This window comes from Nocardia acididurans, assembly GCF_016741815.1.
GTDB classification, from domain to species: domain Bacteria; phylum Actinomycetota; class Actinomycetes; order Mycobacteriales; family Mycobacteriaceae; genus Nocardia; species Nocardia acididurans.
The window spans coordinates 314,188-332,685 of sequence record NZ_JAERRJ010000006.1 but is presented as its reverse complement, the minus strand read 5'-3'; the positions used below and the strand labels follow the sequence as shown (position 1 = coordinate 332,685).

The following is an 18,498-nucleotide window of genomic DNA, read 5'->3' as shown; positions in this document are numbered from 1 at the left end:
GAGCGAGGCCGATGTCGCGGCCGCGGGCGCGGTCGATATCGCGGTGGTGCAGTTCGCGCCCGGCACCGATGTGGCGGCCAATCTGGCCGGGCTGCGCGAGGAGGTGCGGGCCGCCAGTGAGCTGGGCGCGAAAATCGTTGTCGCGCCGGAGTATTCGATGTACTCGGTGACGCGGCTGGATGAGCGGGTGGTGAAGATCGCCGAACCGTTGACCGGGCCGTTCGTGAGCGGGCTGCGCGGGATCGCGGCCGAGTTCGGGGTGCATCTGGTAGCGGGGGTGGCCGAGGCGCCCGGCGGGGACCATCCGGCCGACCGCATCTACAACACGCTGGTCGCGGCCTCCCCGACCGCCGAGTTCGCGGCCGTCTACCGCAAGGCGCACCTGTACGACGCGTTCGGCTTCCTCGAATCCGATGTGGTGCTGCCGGGACCGCTCGACCCGCCGCAGACCTTCACCGTGGACGGTGTGACCTTCGGCATGCAGACCTGCTTCGATCTGCGCTTCCCCGAGGGCATCCGGCGCGTCGCCGCCTCCGGGGCGCAGGTGCTGCTGCTGCCCGCGCAGTGGATTCCCGGACCGGGCAAGGTCGACCAGTGGACGACGCTGCTGCGTGCCCGCGCCATCGAGAACACCATGTACGTGGCGGCATCCGACCAGGCCATGCCGCGCGGGTCGGGGGCATCCATGATCGTCGGCCCGAACGGCGCGGTCCTGGCCGAACTCGGCGATCAGCCCGGAATCGCCACGGCCCGAATCGATCTCGCACATCTGGCGGAGATCCGCGCGGTCAACCCGAGCCTGTCACTGCGGCGGTACGAGATTCGACCGGAGTGAGCTCCGCGTGTCCGGGTCGGGGCAGGCTTTTCGTGGCCGTCACTCGGTGTTTTCATAATCGCGCCGCGGGCGCGCTGGGCCTGTCGGCGGCAACGCAACTAAACTGAACAGCAATGATCTACCCGGATCGGGGGGCTGCCGGTCGGGCGCTGGGCGGGGTGCTCGAGCATTTGCGCGCGGCGGATCCACTGGTGCTCGGACTGCCGCGCGGCGGGGTGCCGGTGGCGGTGGCGGTGCGGGAGGTCATCGGCGGGGAGCTCGACATCATGCTGGTTCGCAAGCTCGGGGTGCCGTGGCAGCCGGAGCTCGCCATGGGGGCCATCGGCGAGGACGGGGTGCGGGTGCTCAACGACGATGTCGTCGAGCACACCGGGGTGACGCCGGACCAGATAGCCGCCATCGAAGAGCTCGAGCGCGCCGAACTCGAACGGCGACGGCAGGTATTGCGTTCCGCCGCACCGGCTTTCCCGCTCAAGGACCGCACCGCCGTGATCGTCGACGACGGCATGGCCACCGGGGCCACCGTCGCCGCCGCCTGCGAGATCGCGCGCCTGCACGAACCGCGCCGCGTGGTGGTGGCGGTCCCGGTGTCCTCCGCCGAAGCGCTGCAACGCATCCGGGCGCTGGCCGACGAGGTGCGCTGCCCGCTGGTCCCCCGCTTCCTCGGCGGGGTGGGCGGGGCCTACCGCGATTTCCACCAGCTCACCGATGAGGAGGTGGTGGAGCTGCTCTACGCCGGGCGCGGCGACGGGCCGTGAGCTGTGCCGCACAGGCTCGACGGCAGGGCACTGACGGCACGCCCCCGTACCGCGCAGGCTCGACGGCAGGGGCGTTGACGGCATGCCCCCGTACCGCGCAGGCTCGACGGCAGGGCACTGACGCCAGGGCAGGGCAGGGCACTGCCCTCGCCACGACGCGTCGGCAGGCGCACGCGATTCACGCGCGGGGCCCTCCCCGTTGCGTCGGGCAGGAGGCGCTCAGTCCTCGGCGATTTCGGTGAGGCCCTTGCGGTGGCGCTGCGCGAGTTCCGCGTAGTAGGAGGGGTTGAGTTTCACCCAGCCTTCGGCCTGCGTGCCCGCGATGGGTCGCTTCACCTCGGCGGGGGAACCGGCGGCCAGCACGCCGTCGGGGATCTGGGTGCCCGGTGACACCAGCGAGTGCGCGGCGATCATGGAGCCCGCGCCGATGCGCGCCATATCCAGCACGGTCGACCCGTTCCCGACAATCGATTCCGCCCCGAGCGTGGCCCCGTGGAAGATCACCCCGTGCGCGATGGTCGCGCCCGGACCGATCTCCACCGGAACATCCGGCGGCACATGGATCACCGCGTTGTCCTGCACGTTCGCCCGCTCCCGCACGATGATCGGCGCGAGGTCGGCGCGCAGTACCGCGCCGCACCAGATGGACGCGCCCGCCTCGACCCGCACATCCCCGATGAGCGTCGCCGTGGGCGCGACGAACGCGGTCGGATCCACCGTGGGCCGCTTGCCTTCGAATTCGTAGAGTGGCACGCCGTTCACCGTAAACGCTTGCCGCCCCGCGTGGTTCCACAGAAACGGCCGAGATCAGCCGCGAGCCAGCACCCAGTCCGCGATATCCGCCGACACCTGCGCGTGCACCGGCTCGTGCAGCAGGTCGTGTCCCGCGTCGGCGTACGCGCGGAACTCTGCCCCGTGCGCGCCCGCCCACTCCCGCACCGGATCGACCGGGGCGCGCCGATCGTCGACGCCGTGCACGATCAGGACCGGAAGTCCCGGCGGTAGCGCCGGACCCGAAACGGCATCGCCGCCACCGTATGCGGATGCGGCGGCCACGGAGCGGGCGCTGCCGGATGCGGACGCGGCGGCCACGGACCGGGCGCTGCCGGATGCGGACGCGGCGGCCACGGACCGGGCGCTGCCGCCGACCGGCTCCGATGATCCCGCGGAACCGCCTGCCGCTCGTGTGCGGTTCGGTTCCGCGCCGCGTGCGGAGCTCGGCGGCCGACCTTCGAGGACTGCTTTCGGGGTGCCGCAGAGGATCAGGGCCGAACACGGCGGCCGGCGTTCGGAGGCAAGGACCGCGAGAGCGGTTGCCGCGCCGAGCGAGTGGCCCATCAGCACCGGCGCACCGGGCGCATGCGCTCGCGCCTGCTCCAGGAATGCGCGTGCGTCAGCGGACAATTCAGACAATGCGCCCGGCTGTTCGGGATTCCCCTCGCTGAGGCCGTGACCGGAGGTATCCAGCGCCCACAATTCGATCCCCGAAGGCTGCACGGCCCGCGCGAACCGGTGATAGTGCCCACTGTGCTGCCCCGTTCCCGGCAGCAGCGCCAGCACGGCCACCGGATGCTCGACCGGCCACCGACGGTAATGGAGACGACCGCGGGCGCCCTCGAAATACGGCATCCGCAGATTCTCGCAAAACCGCTGCGCCTCCTCGCGAGGCCACAGCGCGCACGACACGTTTCCGGTGGCGACACGCCGGAATGGCCGGTCGATTTCCACCGGTCCGGTTGTGCCGGGACGGGGTGCGCCGTTGCGCGGGCGCGCGAGTCGTGTTGTGCTGCAAGGCAGCCCGTACACCCGTGCTGACGTGCGGCGGGGCGGGGCTGCGGGAACACGCCCATCCAGCCCACCTGACGACACACCACCCACCGTGCAGTCACTACGCTGTTGCGCGGCTCGGCCCGCACCGACGCGGGGCGGGTGCGGGTGTCGGCGTGGAAGACACAGGAGGGCCGCGATTGATTCTGTTCGGTGATCGTGTCGTGTGCAGCACCGGTGACCTGGTTACGGCGGCGCGCTGCGAGTTCGCGCTGCTGCGCGCGCTCGATGCCGAACTGGGACTGGTCACGCCGGTGGAGGATTCGTCTCCCGGCGCGGTGAACCACGTCCCCGGCCCGGCCGTCGATACCCACCTCGCCGCCCTCCGCGACCGCTACAGCCCCGGCTTCACCCACATCCGAGTTCCCGCGGCGGTCACGTTCCGGCGTGCGGCGGGGCTGGCCCCCGGGCCCGCGCCCTCACCCGAGCAGGCGCTCGCGGCGGTCCGGTCCGCGCACGAGCAGACCCTCGAGGCCCTGCGCGCGAACCTGGACGTGGTCGCCGAACCGGTGGTGTTCGACGGCATGCTCGCGGCGCGGTGCGACTACCTGCTGCGCGACAGTGATCCGGAGACACAGGACTACCTGACCGCGGCGGTGGCCACCCGCCATACCACGGTCGGCGCGCTGCTGACCCTGGCCGCGACAGCGGATGTGCTGCGCCACAACGGTTTCCGACCCGCCCCCCAGGCCCGCCTGTGGGTGGACGGCGTGGCGACGACGCACTCGCTGGCCGACATCTCGGTCATCTACCACGCTCGGCGCAGCCGCCTCGAGCTGATCGTCGACGCCAAACTCGGTGAGCTGCTGCCCATCCAGTGGGGCGACCGCCGCTTCCTCGCCTGCGGCACCTGCCCGTCCTGCCTCGCCGAACTCGAATCCCGCCGCGATCTCCTGCTGGTCGCCGGCATGCGCCCCGCCACCCGCGCCCAGCTCCGCGACGCGGGCATCACCACCGTCGACCGTCTCGCCGCCGCCGACGCCACCCCGGGCATCCCCGCCCTCACCCTGGCCACCCTGCGCCGCCAGGCCGAACTACAACTACAGCGCGAACGCACCGGCCACCCGGCCCACACCCTCACCGCCCCGGCCGCCCTGGCCACCCTCCCGGCCCCCGCCGTCGGCGACCTGTTCCTCAGCGTCACCCCCGCCGACCCCACCGCCGACCGAATCGACCGCGCCCGAGGCGATCTCATCGTCAGCATCTGCGCGGCCACCCAGCGCCAGGGCGCCGAGACCGGAACCGGCGACAGTGCGCATCGCCCTGTAATCACCAGCAGCCCAGCCGAATACGGGAAGACCGCAACCACCACGCCCGACACGGCGCGTACCGAAACCCTCCACCCCGACTGCACGCCAGACGCATTCGGTGACCCGGCGGATGCGGGACCGACCGCACTCCCCCGGCCGGTCGGAGCGTCCGGCCAGGAGTCGGAGGCGGGCTCACACGCCCCCGGCTCGGTCTCCGACACGGCGGGCCGAGCACCGGAGGCCGACGCGGCGCGGAGCGCGGTCGGGGTTCTGGTGGGCACGGGCAGCGCCGTCGGGCCGGAGGTGGCGACGCGCGCGCTCGGGTTCGTGCCCGAGCCCGCCGCACATCCGGTGCGGGGCGGAAACGCGGTGCATACCTTCGTCATTCGTCTGGATCTGCCCGATGCGCGGGGAAGGTTCGATGCGCCCCGCTGGGATTCGAGCGTGCGGGACGATTCGGAAGCGCTGCTGGAATTCCTCCTGCAGCGGCATCGGGAGCGGCCGGAACTGCGGGTGCATCACTATCGCGGGGATGTGCGGGGGTTGTTGAGCGCACTCGGGGAGCGGTATCCGAGCGGAGAGGACATGATCGCCGAGATCCTGCCCGCCACAGTGGATTTGTATCCGATCGTGCGGGCGGCACTGGTGGTCGGGGAGCGGTCCTATGACCTGCGGCAGTTGCCGCCCAACCGGGACGAGAGTGACAGCGGGGCCGAATCCGTACTGCGGCTGCGGGATTGGTTGCTGGACCTGGCTTCCGAGCACGGCGTGCGGCCGGGACGGCGGCCGTGGTTCGACGGGGCCTTCGATACCAGCCCGGACGAAGTCGAGGCGGCGCTGCGGGAATTCGGGGAGGGCGGCGGGATCGCGCCGGAGCAGCGGTGCGAGGCGCAGACGGCCGCGGCGTTCACCGCGGCGGTGCTGGGCTATCACCGGCGGGAACGACAGCCGCTGTGGTGGGCGCATGCCGATCGGCTGGATCATCCGGTCGAGGAGTGGGCCGACACCCAGGGCGTACTGATCGCCGACTGGGGTGCGGTGGATACCGACTGGCACAGCGGGAGCGATGGGCGGATGCGCCGATACCTCACGCTCACAGGACGTTTGGGTACCGGCAATCCGCCGCCGCCGGGCACGTCGGTGCTCACGCTGTACGACCGGCCCGCGCCGGGGATGCCGGTCGCGCCGGGCCGGCGCGCGCTCGCATACGCGACCGTGCTCGGCTGCTCCCTCGACGCCAACTTCGACGATGTGGTGCGCGTGGTGGAGCTGCTGCCCGGCGGCTGCGAACCCTACGGCGAGCTACCGTCGGCCATCGCGCCCTGCCCGCCCGGCCGCGATGTCGATGTGGAGGAGGCGCTGGAGGACATCGCCCACCATCTGCTGGTGACGTTGCCACAGGTGCCGGGGACGGCCGTCTTCGACGTGCTGTGCGGCCGCGCGCCGCGCCTACTGTCGGGCGGCGCGCTGCCCGAGGTGCGTGGCGATCACGCCGCGGCCGTCACCGCCGCCCTGCGCGATCTCGACAATTCGTATGTGGCGGTGCAGGGTCCGCCCGGAACCGGGAAGACCGATGCCACCGCCCGCGCGGTGGAGAAGCTGGTCACGCGGCACCGGTGGCGGGTGGGCGTGGTGGCGCGCTCGCATGCCGCCGTCGAGCACGCACTCGACGCGGTCGTCGAGGTCGGCGTGCTGCCGGAGCTGGTCGCCAAGGCCGATGCCCGCTCGGTCGCCTCGGAGTGGCTGGGGATCGAGGCGTCGAAGTATCAGCGGTTCCTCGACAACGCGGTGAACGGGTGCGTGGTGGGCGGACTGCCCGCGGATTTCACCGACCCCGAACGCATTCCGCGCGACAGCCTGGATCTGCTGGTGATCGCCGACGCCGGGCGGTTCCCGCTCGCCGAGGCGGTGGCGGTGGCGCTGTGTGCCCGGAACCTGTTGCTGGTGGGCGATCCCGCGCCCGCCACCGGGCACGGCATTCATCCCGAACCGGTGCACGAGTCGGTGCTCGGGCGGCTGTTCGGAGCGCATCGCACGCTGCCCGCCGAGTACGGCTACTTCCTGGAACGCACCTGGCGGATGCATCCGCGCATGTGCGGGCCGGTATCGCGGCTGCGCTACGACAATCGGCTGCGGTCGAACGAAACCGTCACCCTGGCACGGGAACTCGACGGCATCCCGCCGGGCGTGCGGACCGTGACCGTGGAGCATCACGGCAACGGCACCGAATCCGCCGAGGAGGCACGGGAAATCGTGCGGCAGGTGCGCACGCTGCTGGGCCTGCCGTGGCATACGGGCGCGGTGACCCGCCGCCTGCATCCGCACGACATCCTGGTGGTCGCGCCGTATCACGCGCAGGTGGCGCGCATCCGAACCCTGTTGTCCCGGGCCAGGATCGAGGATGTGCTGGTCGGCACCCCGGACCATTTCCAGGGCCGGGAGGCGGCCGTGGTTCTGGTCTCCATGACCACCTCGGCGCCCAAGGACGCCCCGCACGGTGTCGGCGCCCTGCTGTCGCGGCACTGGCTGACGAGTGCGATCTCGCGGGCCATGTGGTCGGCGGTGATCGTCCGCTCGCCCCTGCTCACCGAATATCTGCCCGCCACCACGGCGGAACTGTCGGATCTCGCGGCGGTGCTACAGCTCGACCGGGTCTGAGCCGCACGTTGCCGGAACGACAGGGGCGATCCGGCTCAGCCGAAGCATCGGCCTTCGCCGCGGTAGGTCGGCACGGTGGTGCGGACGCCGTCGGCGACCAGGTGGACTTCGGTGAAACGTTCGCAGAGTTCACCGGCTTTGGCGTGCCGGAACCAGACGCGATCGCCGATGTTCAGGCCGTCGGCGTTGGTGAGGGGTGTCTGCACCTCGCCCGCGCCCTCGGTGCCGATGAGCTTCAAACCCAAGGGCCACACCGGTTTCGGCACGCGGGAGGCCCCCGCCGGGCCGGAGGCGATGTAGCCGCCGGAGAAGACGGTGGCGATGCCGTCGGCCGGATGCCGCAGCACCGGGAGCGCGAAGTACATCGCCGGGCGCGGGGCCAGATTCCGGTAGCCGTCGAAAAGCGTTGGGAGATAGAGCCCGGAGCCCGCCGTCACCTCGGTGACGTCCGGGTCCGAGATGCTCAGCTCGATGGATCCGGTGCCGCCGCTGTTGACGATCTGCAGCTTCCCCACCTCGGCGCGCACGGCGTCGAGCACCTGGCGGCGACGCCGGGTGATTTCGATGCCGGACACCTTCTTCACCAGGCGCACAGCGGGATTCGTATCGGGCAGGCCCGCGATCTGCGCCTCGTAGGTCATCACGCCGACCACCTCGAACCCGCGCCGCCTGGTGGCGGCGGCCAGGCGCGCGGCCTGTTCGGGCGTGCGGATGGGCGAGCGCCGCACGCCCAGGTGCAGCGGGCCGATGCGCAGGGACGCGTCCACGTCGAGACATACTCGCAGCGAGACGGTTTCGCTGCCGACGGCGGCGCGGATGAAGTCCAGCTGCGCGATATCGTCGATCATGAGCGTGATGGAGTTCCGCAGCACCGGGTCACCGGCGAGTTCGGCGAGCGCCGCGCGATCGGCGGTCGGGTAGCCGAGCAGGATGTCACGCGCTCCCTGCCGCACCAGCCAGATGGCTTCGGCGAGGGAGTAGCCCATGATTCCGGCGAATCCGCCGGCGGCGGTGAGGTCGCTGCCCAGTACCTCTTCGAGGACGGCGCGGCAGCGGACGGATTTACTGGCCACCCGGATCGGCACCCCGCGGGCGCGGCGCACCAGATCGGCGGCATTGGCGCGCAGGGCGGTCAGGTCGACGGCGGCCAGCGGCGGGTCGAGCTCGGCGGTGGCCGCGTGCAACCCGGCAATCGGCGACGTTTCGGTCACCACTTCATTCGACCACGAAACTGGTCATGCGTCCAGCAATTGTGCGATCTCCGCTCAGGCCAGCTCGACGGCCTTGGTGGACAGGTACGACACGAGGTCGTCGAGGACGACCAGGGCGGTCTCGTCGTCGCAGTCGGCCAGCCAGCGCAGCAGCATGCCCTGAATGACGGCGAGAAGGTAGGCGGCGATGGCATCGCAGGGTTCCAGCCACTGGGTGCCGGAATGCTTGGCGCACAGATCGAGGAATTCGGTCACGTCGGCGTCGAGTTCGCGGATCCGGGCGGTGGCCTCGGGGTCGGGGACGCAGACGGCCTGGTTCTCCCAGCGGCGACGCAGGGCGGCGAGCGTGGATTCGTAGGCGCGGATCTGGCGGTCCGGTGACGCCTTCAGGATCGGCCACAGCGTGCTGATTCCGGCGTGCAGCAGCACGCGCAGGGCACGGCTGCCGCTGATATCGAGCGATGCGGCAGCCTTCTCTATGGACTCGGCCATGGCCTGGCGCAGGCCGACCTGGATTGTTTCTCCACTAGCGCTCAACGACGACTCCCTTTGGGCGAAAGACAACGCGCACCTCTGCTTGCGCGGCTCGCTCAACGGGTATGCGGATCGGCGCCACTCCCCCGAGCAGGATCCGGCGCACCCCGTTCAACGAGTATCGATGCTACGTCGTTTTCAGGGTTCGCAACCAGCTTTGATAGCCGTTTTCGGACTACAAGATTGTTTCGTTACCTAATCGGAACAGCCCCGCGATCGAATGGGAATCGGCTGAAATTCGCGCATCCGCCCGGTAAAGGGAGCATTAGGACCAATCGGTATTTTACGTAGCTACTTCCGGCCGGCGACAGTGACTGTGCCCGAACCCACACAGCAGAACATGTATAGGCCCGTCGCACACGCCCCTATAGCCTGAGCGGGTGACTTCAGCGCGCCCCGACCAATTCCTGATCTCCGGCACCTTCAATTTCCGCGACGCGGGCGGACTGCGCACCACCACCGGCGCCAAGGTGCGCGACGGCGTGCTGCTGCGGTCCGCGCAGCTCAGCAAACTCGACGACGCCGGCCGGGCGACCCTCGGGCAACTCGGCGTCACCGACGTGCACGACCTGCGCGGGCTGAAAGAGATCGACTTCATCGGACACGACGCGCTGCCCGAGGACGTGCGCCTGCACATCACCCCGTTCGACTCGCGCATGGGCGAGACCCCGCCGCACGAGGCCCGGCGCACCATCACCGCCTTCAACCACATGCTGGAGACCTACAGCCAGTTCCCGGCCCTGCCCGAGGCGCACACGGCCATCAAAGCGCTCGCGGAATCCGCGCTGAACGGCACCGCGCTCGTGCACTGCGCGGCCGGCAAGGACCGCACCGGCTGGGCCGTGGCCACCCTGCTGCGCGCCGTCGACGTCACCGAGGAGGACGTGTACGCCGACTACCTGCTCAGCAATGACGCCGTGCCCACCCTGCGCTCGTTCATGACCGACGCGCTCAACGAGGAGCTGTCCGACGACCTGCTCGGCGTGAAACCCGAATACCTCGAAGCCGCAACCACTTCCATGCACTCCATGTACGGCGGCATCGACGGCTACCTGGCCGAGATCGGCATCGAAGCCGACATGCGCGCGGCATTGCGCGAGCGCATGCTGGAGTGAGCGCGCTTCAGGCCCGGCGGACCAGGCCGTCGGAGTCGATGCTCACCTGATTGCCGGTGTGGAACCACTGACCGGTGAAGCGGGACTGCGTGGTCTGCGGATCGTTCCAGTAGCGGGAGGCGACATTCGGCCCGCGACAGAGCAATTCACCGTGCCCGGCCGCCGCCTGCGGACCCCATAAGGCCAATTCGGTTCCGCCGAAGGCGAATCCGAGGACGTCACGGGCGGCCGCGCCGTCGTCGCGGGCCAGGCCGATGCCGCTGGTCTCGGTCGCGCCCCACACCGACCACTGCCGGGCCGCGGGGAACACCGCGCGCAGCGTGTCGGCCACGGTTTCGGAGGTGGCCGGGTCGGCCGCGGCGAGTTCGGCGCGGTGGCCCGCACTGCACACCTGCCGCACCCGCTCCACCCGCAGGCCGGCCAGATCCGGCAGCAGGCCCGCGAAGATGCGCGGGGTCGCCGAAACCATGTCGATCCGTTCGGACACAAGGGTTTCCGCGATGGCGGCCGGGTCCGGGGTGAGCACCACGGTGCCGCCGACCGCGAAGGTGGGCAGCAGTTGATCGACGCAGCCGCTGGCGTGCGCCAGCGGCAGCAGCACCAGATTGCGCAGCCCCTCGGTGGGCAGATCCAGCGCGCCGACCACGGAACGGATTGCCGAGAGCAGATTCTCGTTGGTGAGCTCCACTCCGCGCGGGCCCGCCTCGGGCCCCGGGCTGGTGTAGCAGAGCAGCGCCAGCTCGCCCAGGGACGCGCCGTCGTCGATGAAGGCCGCGGCATCGGGCAGATCCTCGCGGTACCCGGCCGCACTGCCGCCGCCGTCGAGCACGAAGTCGGCGCAGCTGTCGCGAATCACCTTCGCCGCCAGGGCCTCCGGCAGCCGATCCGGCACCAGCACCGGCACCGCGCCGGACAGCAGCGCACCCAGGAACGCCTGCACCCAGCGCACGCCGACCGGCATGCGCACCGCCACCCGGTCGCCGTAACCGATGCCGTGCTCCTGCAATCCGCCCGCGATGCGCGAGGCCGAATACCAGAGTTCCCGGTAGGTGAGGCGGGGGCCGCCGATCTCGACCACCGCCTCCCGCGCGGCGAAGGTGTGCACCTGGATATCCAGTAGCTCGGTCAACGCCGGAGTCAGATTGCCGTATCGGAGAATGCCGTCGGCGCCACGCGCAAGGGGGTTGTCGCACCAGGTATTTCGCGTGTGCGGGTACTCCACCAGTAACTGCGACATCCGACCCTCCGAGTGCCATCGAGCCGCAGGCGTCGCCTCCATGCACCTGCGCACCGTGACTATATGATGCACATCACAATCAGGGGCGGATTGTCGGCAAACGGTGGGGCACCGTCACGCCATCGAGACACTCACTGCCCGGTGTAGGTAGCCTTCCCCGGGCCGACCTCGAGGAAACTCCGCACCGCGCCACGCAGGTCAGCGGTGTCGAAGAGCCTGCCGGAAACCTCGGGTGTCACCGAATCCGCGTGTGCCACACCGCCGGAACGCCACGCACCCACAATTTCCTTGGTAGCCGCATGGGCTTTGGTGGGGCCGTCGGCGAGCCGGGCCAGCAGGGCGCGGGCGGCGGCGTCGACGTCCTCGTGGACGGCGTTCACGACACCCCAGTCGGCCATGGTGGCGGCGTCGTAGAGATCTCCGGTCATGACGAATTCGCGGGCGCGGCCGGAGCCGGCGCGCTCGGCCAGGCGCTGCGGGCCGCCCATGGACGGGGTCAGGCCGACGACGGTTTCGACGAGACCGAACTTGGCCCTGGGGGCGGCCAGGATGATGTCGCAGGCGAGGGCGATCTCGAAGGCCGCGGTGAGGGTGAGGCCGTGCGCGGCGAAGATCACCGGGCAGGGCAGCGCCTCGAGCGGGTGGATGAGGCGGGCGAAGAGGTCCTGCCAGAGCTGCGCGCCCTCGTCGACGGTGAGGCCGTCGAAGACGTGCACGTCCACGCCGCCGGACACCAGTTTGCCCTCGGCGCGCAGCAGCACCGCGCGCGGCGGATTCGCGGCCAGCTCGGCGATATCCACCGCGAGTGCCTCGAACAGCGCCTTGTCGAAGAGGTTCAGCGGCGGATGGGCGATGGTCAGCACGGCGGCATCGGCTCCACCGGCGGTGACGATGCGTTCCAACCGGGTCGGCTTGGTGTCGGTCATGAGACACAATCTAGGCGGTGTCCCAAATTAGCGGAAGGGTGACCCGACCAGCCACAACGCGGTGGGCCGGAGACGACGCGATCCGGCCGGGCCGGACATTCCGGCCACTGCGGCGAGCGGGCGTCTGCAAGACTGGCCGGGTGACCACATCCACGCCGGAGCCGGGCACCTACGTCGAGCCGGGCGAATTCAAGCGCGACACGAACTACATCACCACGCGGATCACCGCCGACGGACGCGACGGGTACCCCGTCGAACCCGGGCGCTACCGCCTGATCGCGGCACGCGCCTGCCCGTGGGCCAACCGCACGCTCATCGTGCGACGGCTGCTCGGCCTGGAATCGGCGCTGTCGCTGGGCCTGTGCGGGCCGACCCACGACAAGCGCAGCTGGACCTTCGATCTGGACCCCGGCGAGGTTGACCCGGTGCTGGGGATCCACTTCCTGCGCGACGCGTACCTGAAGCGCTACCCGGACTATCCGCGCGGCATCACCGTGCCCGCCGTCGTCGACGTGCCGACCGGTCAGGTCGTCACCAACGACTACGCGCAGATGACCCTCGACTTCTCCACCGAGTGGGAGGAATTCCACCGGCCCGGAGCGCCGAAGCTGTACCCGAAGGACCTGCGCGACGAGATCGACACCGTGAACAAGCGGGTCTACACCGAGGTCAACAACGGTGTGTACCGATGCGGTTTCGCGGGCGATCAGCAGGCCTACGACGCCGCCTACGATCGGCTGTTCACAGCGCTGGACTGGCTGACCGAACGCCTTGCGACACAGCGGTATCTGGTCGGCGACACCATCACCGAGGCCGACGTCCGGCTGTTCACGACGCTGGCCCGATTCGATCCGGTGTATCACGGGCACTTCAAATGCAATCGGCAGAAGCTGACCGAGCTACCGGTGCTGTGGGCGTACGCGCGCGACCTCTACCAGACCCCCGGATTCGGCGACACGATCGACTTCGTGCAGATCAAACAGCACTACTACATCGTGCACACCGACATCAACCCGACGCGGATCGTGCCGAAGGGCCCGGAACTCGGCGACTGGCTGACCCCGCACGGCCGGGAAACCCTGGGCGGCAGCGCATTCGGGGACGGCACGGCACCGCCGCCCCCGCTCCCGGCCGAGCGCGTCCCGGCGGGACACGCACCGGCCTGAGCACCGATCAGGAGCCCTTCGCGCCGGGGTAGGTGCCGAAGCTCCAGTTCACGCCCTCCGGGTCACGGCAGGTGAATCCCCGTGACTCGTAATCGGTTTCGTCCTGGAGCTCCTTGGTGATGGTCGCGCCCGCCGCCTTGGCGCGCGCGTACAGGGCGTCCGGGTCGTCGATCACGAGATAGGCCGACCCGATGCCCGGGACCATGTCCTCCAGGGTCATATCGTCGCGGAGCTGGCCGAGCATGATGCCGACGCCGCCGGGGAAGACCAGTTCGGCGTGCTGGACCACGCCGTCCCGGGTGGCGGCGAAGGCGGTTTCGAAGCCGAAGGCGCGCTCCAGGAACGCCATCGCGGCCTGCGCGTCGCGGTAGAGGAAGGCGGGCCAGATGGCGGTCGCGGTGGTCACAGGGGTTGTCGTTTCGCTCATGACCTCACCTTCCCGCCTGCGCCCCCTGCGGGTCTTGGACGAATGGGAACTCCTCCTGCTCGCGCCACACCGAGGGCGGCATGCCCGCGAGTTCGCGCCATTCACGGGCCATGTGCGCCTGGTCGTAGTAGCCGCAGTGGACCGCGGCCTCCGACAGCACGGGGGCGTCCGGGCGGCGCAGCAGCTGGTGCGAGCGTTCGAAGCGGGCGATGCGCACGGCGTCCTTGGGCGTCACGCCGAATTCGGCGGTGAAGCGGTTGCCGAGATGTCTTCGGCTCCAGCCGATCTCGTCGGCGACGGCGGCCACCCGGATATCGGGGTCGGGGGCGGTCAGCAGGTCCCAGGCGTGCCAGAGCTCGCGATCCCACGGCAACTGCTCGACGTGCCGCAGCAGGATCTCGTCGAACACGGCGAACCGCGCGGGCCAGCTCGCCGTCCCGCTGATCCGCTCGCGCAACTCGACCGCTCGCGACGCGCCCAGCACCTCCCGCAGGTCGACCACCCAGGAACCCAGCGCGGCGGCCGGGATGCCGAACAGGGCGCGGCAGCCGCGCGGCGTCAGCGCCACCTGGACGCCGTGCTGGAAACCGTTGTGCCGGATCAGCGCGGGGCGCACGGTGAGGCCGCTGGCCAGCATCTCCCAGGTGCCGCCGGGCTGGTCGGGGTGCGAGGACACCGGCAGGTCGACGGGCTCGTCGATGGTCACCAGGACGGTCTGCACGGAACTGGGCATGCCGACGTGGGTGCCCGGGTCGAAGCCGTGCAGCAGGTAGCCCTCGTACCCGAGGACGTAGTCGCGCAGCCGGGCGTCGGGTCGGCCCGACGCGCCTTCGGACACTCCTGCCACGTGTTCACGGTAGGCCGAAACGGGGCGATCGGTGTGACGAGAGCGGCCGTGAGAGCGAACTCGCAGCGGGTAATCCCGGGACACGGGCCGACCCGCCGGGCGTTCCCGCGGACTTGCCGCGACACGCGCACGGTGGCCAGGGGTGCAGGAACCCCTGTACCTCGCGGATCGTTGGTCCGGTGCCATAGAGTTTCGGTCGGAGGACCGTACGGAGAAGGGGTGTTGTCGATGTTCAAGACCGGGCTCGAGAAGGCGGTCGTCACCCTGCTCGACAACGGATCGCAATTGCAGGCGCCCGCTGTCGCCAAGTACGTGGAGCGGATGCGCAAATCGCATCCGGGCGAGTCGCCCGCGCAGATCATCACGCGCATCGAGAAGCTGTACCTCAACACCGTCACGGGCAGCGGCACCGCCGTCGGGGCCACCGCCGCCGTGCCCGGGGTGGGCACCATCGCGTCGGTCGCGGCCATCAGCGCCGAGACGGCGTTCTTCCTCGAAGCCTCCGCGCTGTACACCCTCGCGGTGGCATCGGTGCACGGCGTCGCCCCGGAGGACAAAGAGCGCCGCCGCGCCCTCGTGCTCGCGGTCGTGCTCGGCGACAGCGGCATGGCCATCGTGCAGAAGAGCGTCGGCAGCTCCGCCAAGAACTGGGGCAATCTGCTGGCCGGGAAGATCCCGGGCATCAGCAGCATGAACGATTCACTGCTCAAGCGGTTCATCATGCAGTTCATTGCCAAGCGGTCCGCGCTCATGTTCGGCAAGGTGCTGCCCGCCGGAATCGGCGCGGCCATCGGCGGTTTCGGCAACCGGGCCCTGGGCCACCGGTTGATCGACAACTCCCGCAAGGCATTCGGCGCACCGCCGGCCGCCTGGCCACAGCAACTGGTGATCGACGCCGACCCGCTACCCGCCGTGGAGGCCGCACCGAAGACCCTGCAGTCGCAGCCCACACCGCAGACTCCGCAGCAGGGCACAGCACCGCAGACTCCGCAGCAGGGAGCCGCACCGAAGACTCCGCGCTCGTGAGCCGGCCGCGGCCGCTCGCCTTCGCCGCCGGCGGGCTGAGCAAGACCTTCGGCGACGTGGCCGCTGTCCGCGACGTGAGCTTCGTCGTGCCCGCCGGGACCGTCGCCGTCGTGGTCGGTCCCGCGGGCGCGGGGAAGACGACCCTGCTGAAACTGCTGCTGGGCCAGCTCGAACCGACCTCCGGCACCGCGCGTGTCGGAGGCCCCGGCTCCGGCATCCGGCGCGGCCGCCAGCCGATCGGCGCCATGCTGTCCCCCCGCACCCTGCACCCGGCGCGCACCGCCCGCGGCCAGCTGCGCGTATTCGCCGCCGCCGCAGGCGTTTCCGACGACCGCGTGGAAGAACTACTGGCCCTGGTCCAGCTCACCGACCTGGCCGGCCACCGCATCGGCACGCTCTCCCCCGGCCACCAGACCCGCCTGGCGCTGGCCGTCGCCCTCCTGGGCGACCCGCCGCTCCTCCTGCTCGACGACCCCACCGCGGGCCTGACCGCACCCGAAATCGCCTGGCTCAACGAGTATCTGCGCGGCCACACCCGCCGCGGCGGCACCGTCCTGTCAACCGCCCGCACCCTCAGCGCGGCCCTGCCCATCGCCGACGAACTCATCGTCCTCGACCACGGCGCCATCGTCTACCAGGGCAGCCCCGCACGCCTGCGCCGCAGCCACCCCGACCGCCTCCTGGTCCGCGCCTCCAGCCCCATCGCCCTCGCCACGGCCCTGGCCGCCGAGGGCTACACCGACGCCGTCATGCGCCCCGACGGCCGCCTGGCCGTAGCCGAAGCCTCACTGGCCCAACTGGAATCGGCCGCCCAAACCGCCCGAGTCCAACTCACCGAGATCACCCCCGAACACGTCCACCCCGACCAGGTCCTGGCCACCCTCACCCACCGCCCCACCACCCCGGCCTTCCCCGCCTACGGGATGCCCCGGTGATACAGCGCCAGCGGCACCGGGAGAACAGCGCCGCCGTATCGGCATGGCGACGGCAATCGGCACGCCCGCGTCAACCCGGCATGCGTTCGGCCGGGATCGACACATTCACCGTGCGCTACCCCTGTGGATCCTTGCCGCGAACCCGCTGGAATGGCGGGAACGCTGCAGCGGCGCGCTGTGATTCGGGGCGCGAGGCGGGGTGTGTGGCGGGCGGCGGTATTCGACGAAAGGTTGTGCGATGATCCTCACGGCGGTGCCGGAGCCCGTGGTGCGGGCGGCGAATTCCGAAGTGCGCAAGGTCATCTCGGTGAAGGCGTATGCGGTGCTGGCGGCGGTGGTCGCGGCGGCCGGGATCGCCGCGTTCGCGGTACTGGCGTTCACCGCTGAGCCGATCGAGTGGGCGGGCGTGGTGCCGGAGTCCCTCGGGGTCGGCGGGATCGCGGTGGCCGCGGCGCTGGGGCTGGCGGTGGTGCTGGCCGGGATTTTCGGGGCGGAGGCCACGGGGGCCGAGTATCGGTACGGGACACTGGCGGCCGGTTCGCTGTTCACACCCGACCGGAATGTGCTGCTGGGGGCGAAACTCGCTGTGACGGCGGCGTTTTCGCTGGCGACGGTGCTCGTCGTCGAGGTGGTGGGTTTCGGGCTGGTGCTGCTGGTCGCGCGGGGGAAGATCACCGTCGGCGGGCAGCATCTGGCGGTGCTGGCGGGGGTGGCGCTGGCGGTCGTGTGCTGGTCGGTGATCGGGGCCGCGCTGGGCTTCCTGCTGCGCAATCCCGGTCGGGCGGTGACCGTGGTGGTCGGCCTGCTGATCGCGGAACCGCTGCTCTGGTTGATCGCCAACGCCCTCGGCATTCCCGCCGTGTGCACCGTGCTACCCGTGTCGGCCACGGTGGGGTCGATCACCGGTGGCGTGATTCCGGAGAACGTCGCCTTCATCGCGCCGACCCCCGCCGCGATCGTCTTGCTGCTGCTGTGGGCCACCGCCGCGGGCACCGCCGCCTGGTGGGACTTCACCCGCCGCGAGCCGGCCGACACCTCCGCACTGCGATTCGGCGGCCGCAACTGAGCTTCTACGCATGATGTCGCGCCTTCCCTGCGGCTGAGACGCTCTCGTCATCCCGGCATCACCGGCGGCCGGTCAGTCGGCGTCGCCGGCGGCGAACCGGCGACGCCAGACCTCGTGATCGGTGCGGGGGCCGCCCGGTGTGTCCGCGCCGTATTTCGCGATGAGGGCGGGGAGGTCGAGCGGGGCCGTCGGGGAGGTCATGGACTGCAGTTCCGCTTCGATCGCGGTGTCGGGGACCAGCCAGCAGACCTCGAATTCGATGCCGTCGGGGTCGGCCGCGTAGAGGGCTTTGGTCGATGCGTGGTCGGAGGCCCCGGTGAGGGCTCCCGCCGCGCGCAGCGTTTCGCTGATCCGCTGGAGTTCGGCGAGGGTGTCCACCTCCCAGGCCAGGTGGTAGAGGCCGACTCGGCCGGTGCGGTGCGGGGTGGCCGGGTCCGGCGACTGGAACAGGCCCAGGTCGTGGTCGTTGGCCGAGCCCTCGGCCTGGAGGAACACCGCGCCCGGGAATCCGCCGGGCAGTCGCCGGAAGCCCAGCACCCGGCCGTAGAAGGCGGCCGAACGCTCCACATCGGAGACGAACAGGACGGCGTGGTTGAGGCGCTGAATCGGCATGGGGGCGGCTCGCTTTCACGGTCGTGGTGGCGTTCCAGCCGATCACGCGCGACCGCCCGGCACAAGGG

At 70.6% G+C, this 18,498-nt stretch carries 17 protein-coding genes; 8 read left to right on the top strand and 9 right to left on the bottom strand.

Features of this window, described 5'->3' with window-relative positions; translation table 11 throughout:
• Positions 1-37: 37 nt before the first annotated feature.
• Positions 38-835 carry a carbon-nitrogen hydrolase family protein gene (locus tag JK358_RS17470; RefSeq protein WP_307817605.1) on the top strand — a complete coding sequence of 266 codons (798 nt, stop codon included), beginning with the start codon at positions 38-40 and terminating at the stop codon, positions 833-835.
• 113 nt (positions 836-948) lie between these two features.
• Positions 949-1,593, top strand: coding sequence for a phosphoribosyltransferase (locus JK358_RS17465; RefSeq protein WP_201948748.1), 645 nt, complete (start codon positions 949-951; stop codon positions 1,591-1,593).
• A gap of 219 nt (positions 1,594-1,812) precedes the next feature.
• Here the strand turns inward: JK358_RS17465 and JK358_RS17460 are convergent, their stop codons facing one another.
• Positions 1,813-2,346 (bottom strand): gamma carbonic anhydrase family protein, encoded by a 534-nt coding sequence (locus JK358_RS17460; protein WP_201948747.1) that lies wholly within the window; start codon positions 2,344-2,346, stop codon positions 1,813-1,815.
• A 54-nt stretch (positions 2,347-2,400) separates the two neighbouring features.
• Positions 2,401-3,222, bottom strand: a complete 822-nt coding sequence (locus tag JK358_RS17455; protein WP_201948746.1) for an alpha/beta hydrolase — start codon at positions 3,220-3,222, stop codon at positions 2,401-2,403.
• Positions 3,223-3,560: 338 nt separating this feature from the next.
• Here JK358_RS17455 and JK358_RS17450 point away from each other — a divergent pair, with 338 nt between their 5' ends.
• Positions 3,561-7,328 carry a bifunctional RecB family nuclease/DEAD/DEAH box helicase gene (locus JK358_RS17450; RefSeq protein WP_232851412.1) on the top strand — a complete coding sequence of 1,256 codons (3,768 nt, stop codon included), beginning with the start codon at positions 3,561-3,563 and terminating at the stop codon, positions 7,326-7,328.
• A gap of 35 nt (positions 7,329-7,363) precedes the next feature.
• Here JK358_RS17450 and JK358_RS17445 read toward each other — a convergent pair whose 3' ends face one another.
• Both JK358_RS17445 and JK358_RS17440 read right to left on the bottom strand, forming a co-directional pair.
• Positions 7,364-8,539, bottom strand: a complete 1,176-nt coding sequence (locus JK358_RS17445) for an amino acid deaminase/aldolase (protein ID WP_201948745.1) — start codon at positions 8,537-8,539, stop codon at positions 7,364-7,366.
• Positions 8,540-8,593: 54 nt separating this feature from the next.
• Positions 8,594-9,076, bottom strand: coding sequence for a TetR family transcriptional regulator (locus JK358_RS17440; protein WP_232851411.1), 483 nt, complete (start codon positions 9,074-9,076; stop codon positions 8,594-8,596).
• Between the two features lie 377 nt (positions 9,077-9,453).
• Here JK358_RS17440 and JK358_RS17435 point away from each other — a divergent pair, with 377 nt between their 5' ends.
• Positions 9,454-10,188 carry a tyrosine-protein phosphatase gene (locus tag JK358_RS17435; RefSeq protein ID WP_201948744.1) on the top strand — a complete coding sequence of 245 codons (735 nt, stop codon included), beginning with the start codon at positions 9,454-9,456 and terminating at the stop codon, positions 10,186-10,188.
• Positions 10,189-10,195: 7 nt separating this feature from the next.
• Here the strand turns inward: JK358_RS17435 and JK358_RS17430 are convergent, their stop codons facing one another.
• Positions 10,196-11,425, bottom strand: a complete 1,230-nt coding sequence (locus JK358_RS17430) for a class I adenylate-forming enzyme family protein (protein WP_201948743.1) — start codon at positions 11,423-11,425, stop codon at positions 10,196-10,198.
• A gap of 131 nt (positions 11,426-11,556) precedes the next feature.
• A complete protein-coding gene (locus tag JK358_RS17425) occupies positions 11,557-12,351 on the bottom strand; it encodes an enoyl-CoA hydratase/isomerase family protein (protein ID WP_201948742.1) in 795 nt (264 codons plus the stop codon).
• 140 nt (positions 12,352-12,491) lie between these two features.
• Here JK358_RS17425 and JK358_RS17420 point away from each other — a divergent pair, with 140 nt between their 5' ends.
• On the top strand, positions 12,492-13,517 hold the full coding sequence (locus JK358_RS17420) for a glutathione S-transferase family protein (RefSeq protein WP_201948741.1): 1,026 nt from the start codon (positions 12,492-12,494) through the stop codon (positions 13,515-13,517).
• Positions 13,518-13,524: 7 nt separating this feature from the next.
• Here JK358_RS17420 and JK358_RS17415 read toward each other — a convergent pair whose 3' ends face one another.
• Both JK358_RS17415 and JK358_RS17410 read right to left on the bottom strand, forming a co-directional pair.
• Positions 13,525-13,944, bottom strand: a complete 420-nt coding sequence (locus JK358_RS17415; protein ID WP_201948740.1) for a VOC family protein — start codon at positions 13,942-13,944, stop codon at positions 13,525-13,527.
• A 4-nt stretch (positions 13,945-13,948) separates the two neighbouring features.
• The gene (locus JK358_RS17410) at positions 13,949-14,791 is read right to left on the bottom strand and encodes a helix-turn-helix domain-containing protein (RefSeq protein WP_307817579.1); all 843 of its coding nucleotides are present in this window, start codon (positions 14,789-14,791) and stop codon (positions 13,949-13,951) included.
• 228 nt (positions 14,792-15,019) lie between these two features.
• Between JK358_RS17410 and JK358_RS17405 the strand changes: the two genes are divergently transcribed.
• The 3 genes from JK358_RS17405 (at position 15,020) to JK358_RS17395 (ending at position 17,818) form a co-directional block, all read left to right on the top strand.
• Positions 15,020-15,817, top strand: a complete 798-nt coding sequence (locus JK358_RS17405) for a hypothetical protein (RefSeq protein WP_201948738.1) — start codon at positions 15,020-15,022, stop codon at positions 15,815-15,817.
• Positions 15,814-16,752, top strand: a complete 939-nt coding sequence (locus JK358_RS17400) for an ATP-binding cassette domain-containing protein (protein WP_201948737.1) — start codon at positions 15,814-15,816, stop codon at positions 16,750-16,752. Before JK358_RS17405 ends, JK358_RS17400 begins: the two co-directional genes overlap by 4 nt.
• Positions 16,753-16,990: 238 nt before the next feature.
• On the top strand, positions 16,991-17,818 hold the full coding sequence (locus JK358_RS17395) for an ABC transporter permease (RefSeq protein WP_201948736.1): 828 nt from the start codon (positions 16,991-16,993) through the stop codon (positions 17,816-17,818).
• Between the two features lie 72 nt (positions 17,819-17,890).
• On the opposite strand, the gene JK358_RS17390 is transcribed toward JK358_RS17395, so the two are convergent.
• Positions 17,891-18,430: a VOC family protein gene (locus JK358_RS17390; RefSeq protein ID WP_201948735.1), complete on the bottom strand. Its 540-nt coding sequence runs from the start codon at positions 18,428-18,430 to the stop codon at positions 17,891-17,893.
• Positions 18,431-18,498 lie beyond the last annotated feature (68 nt).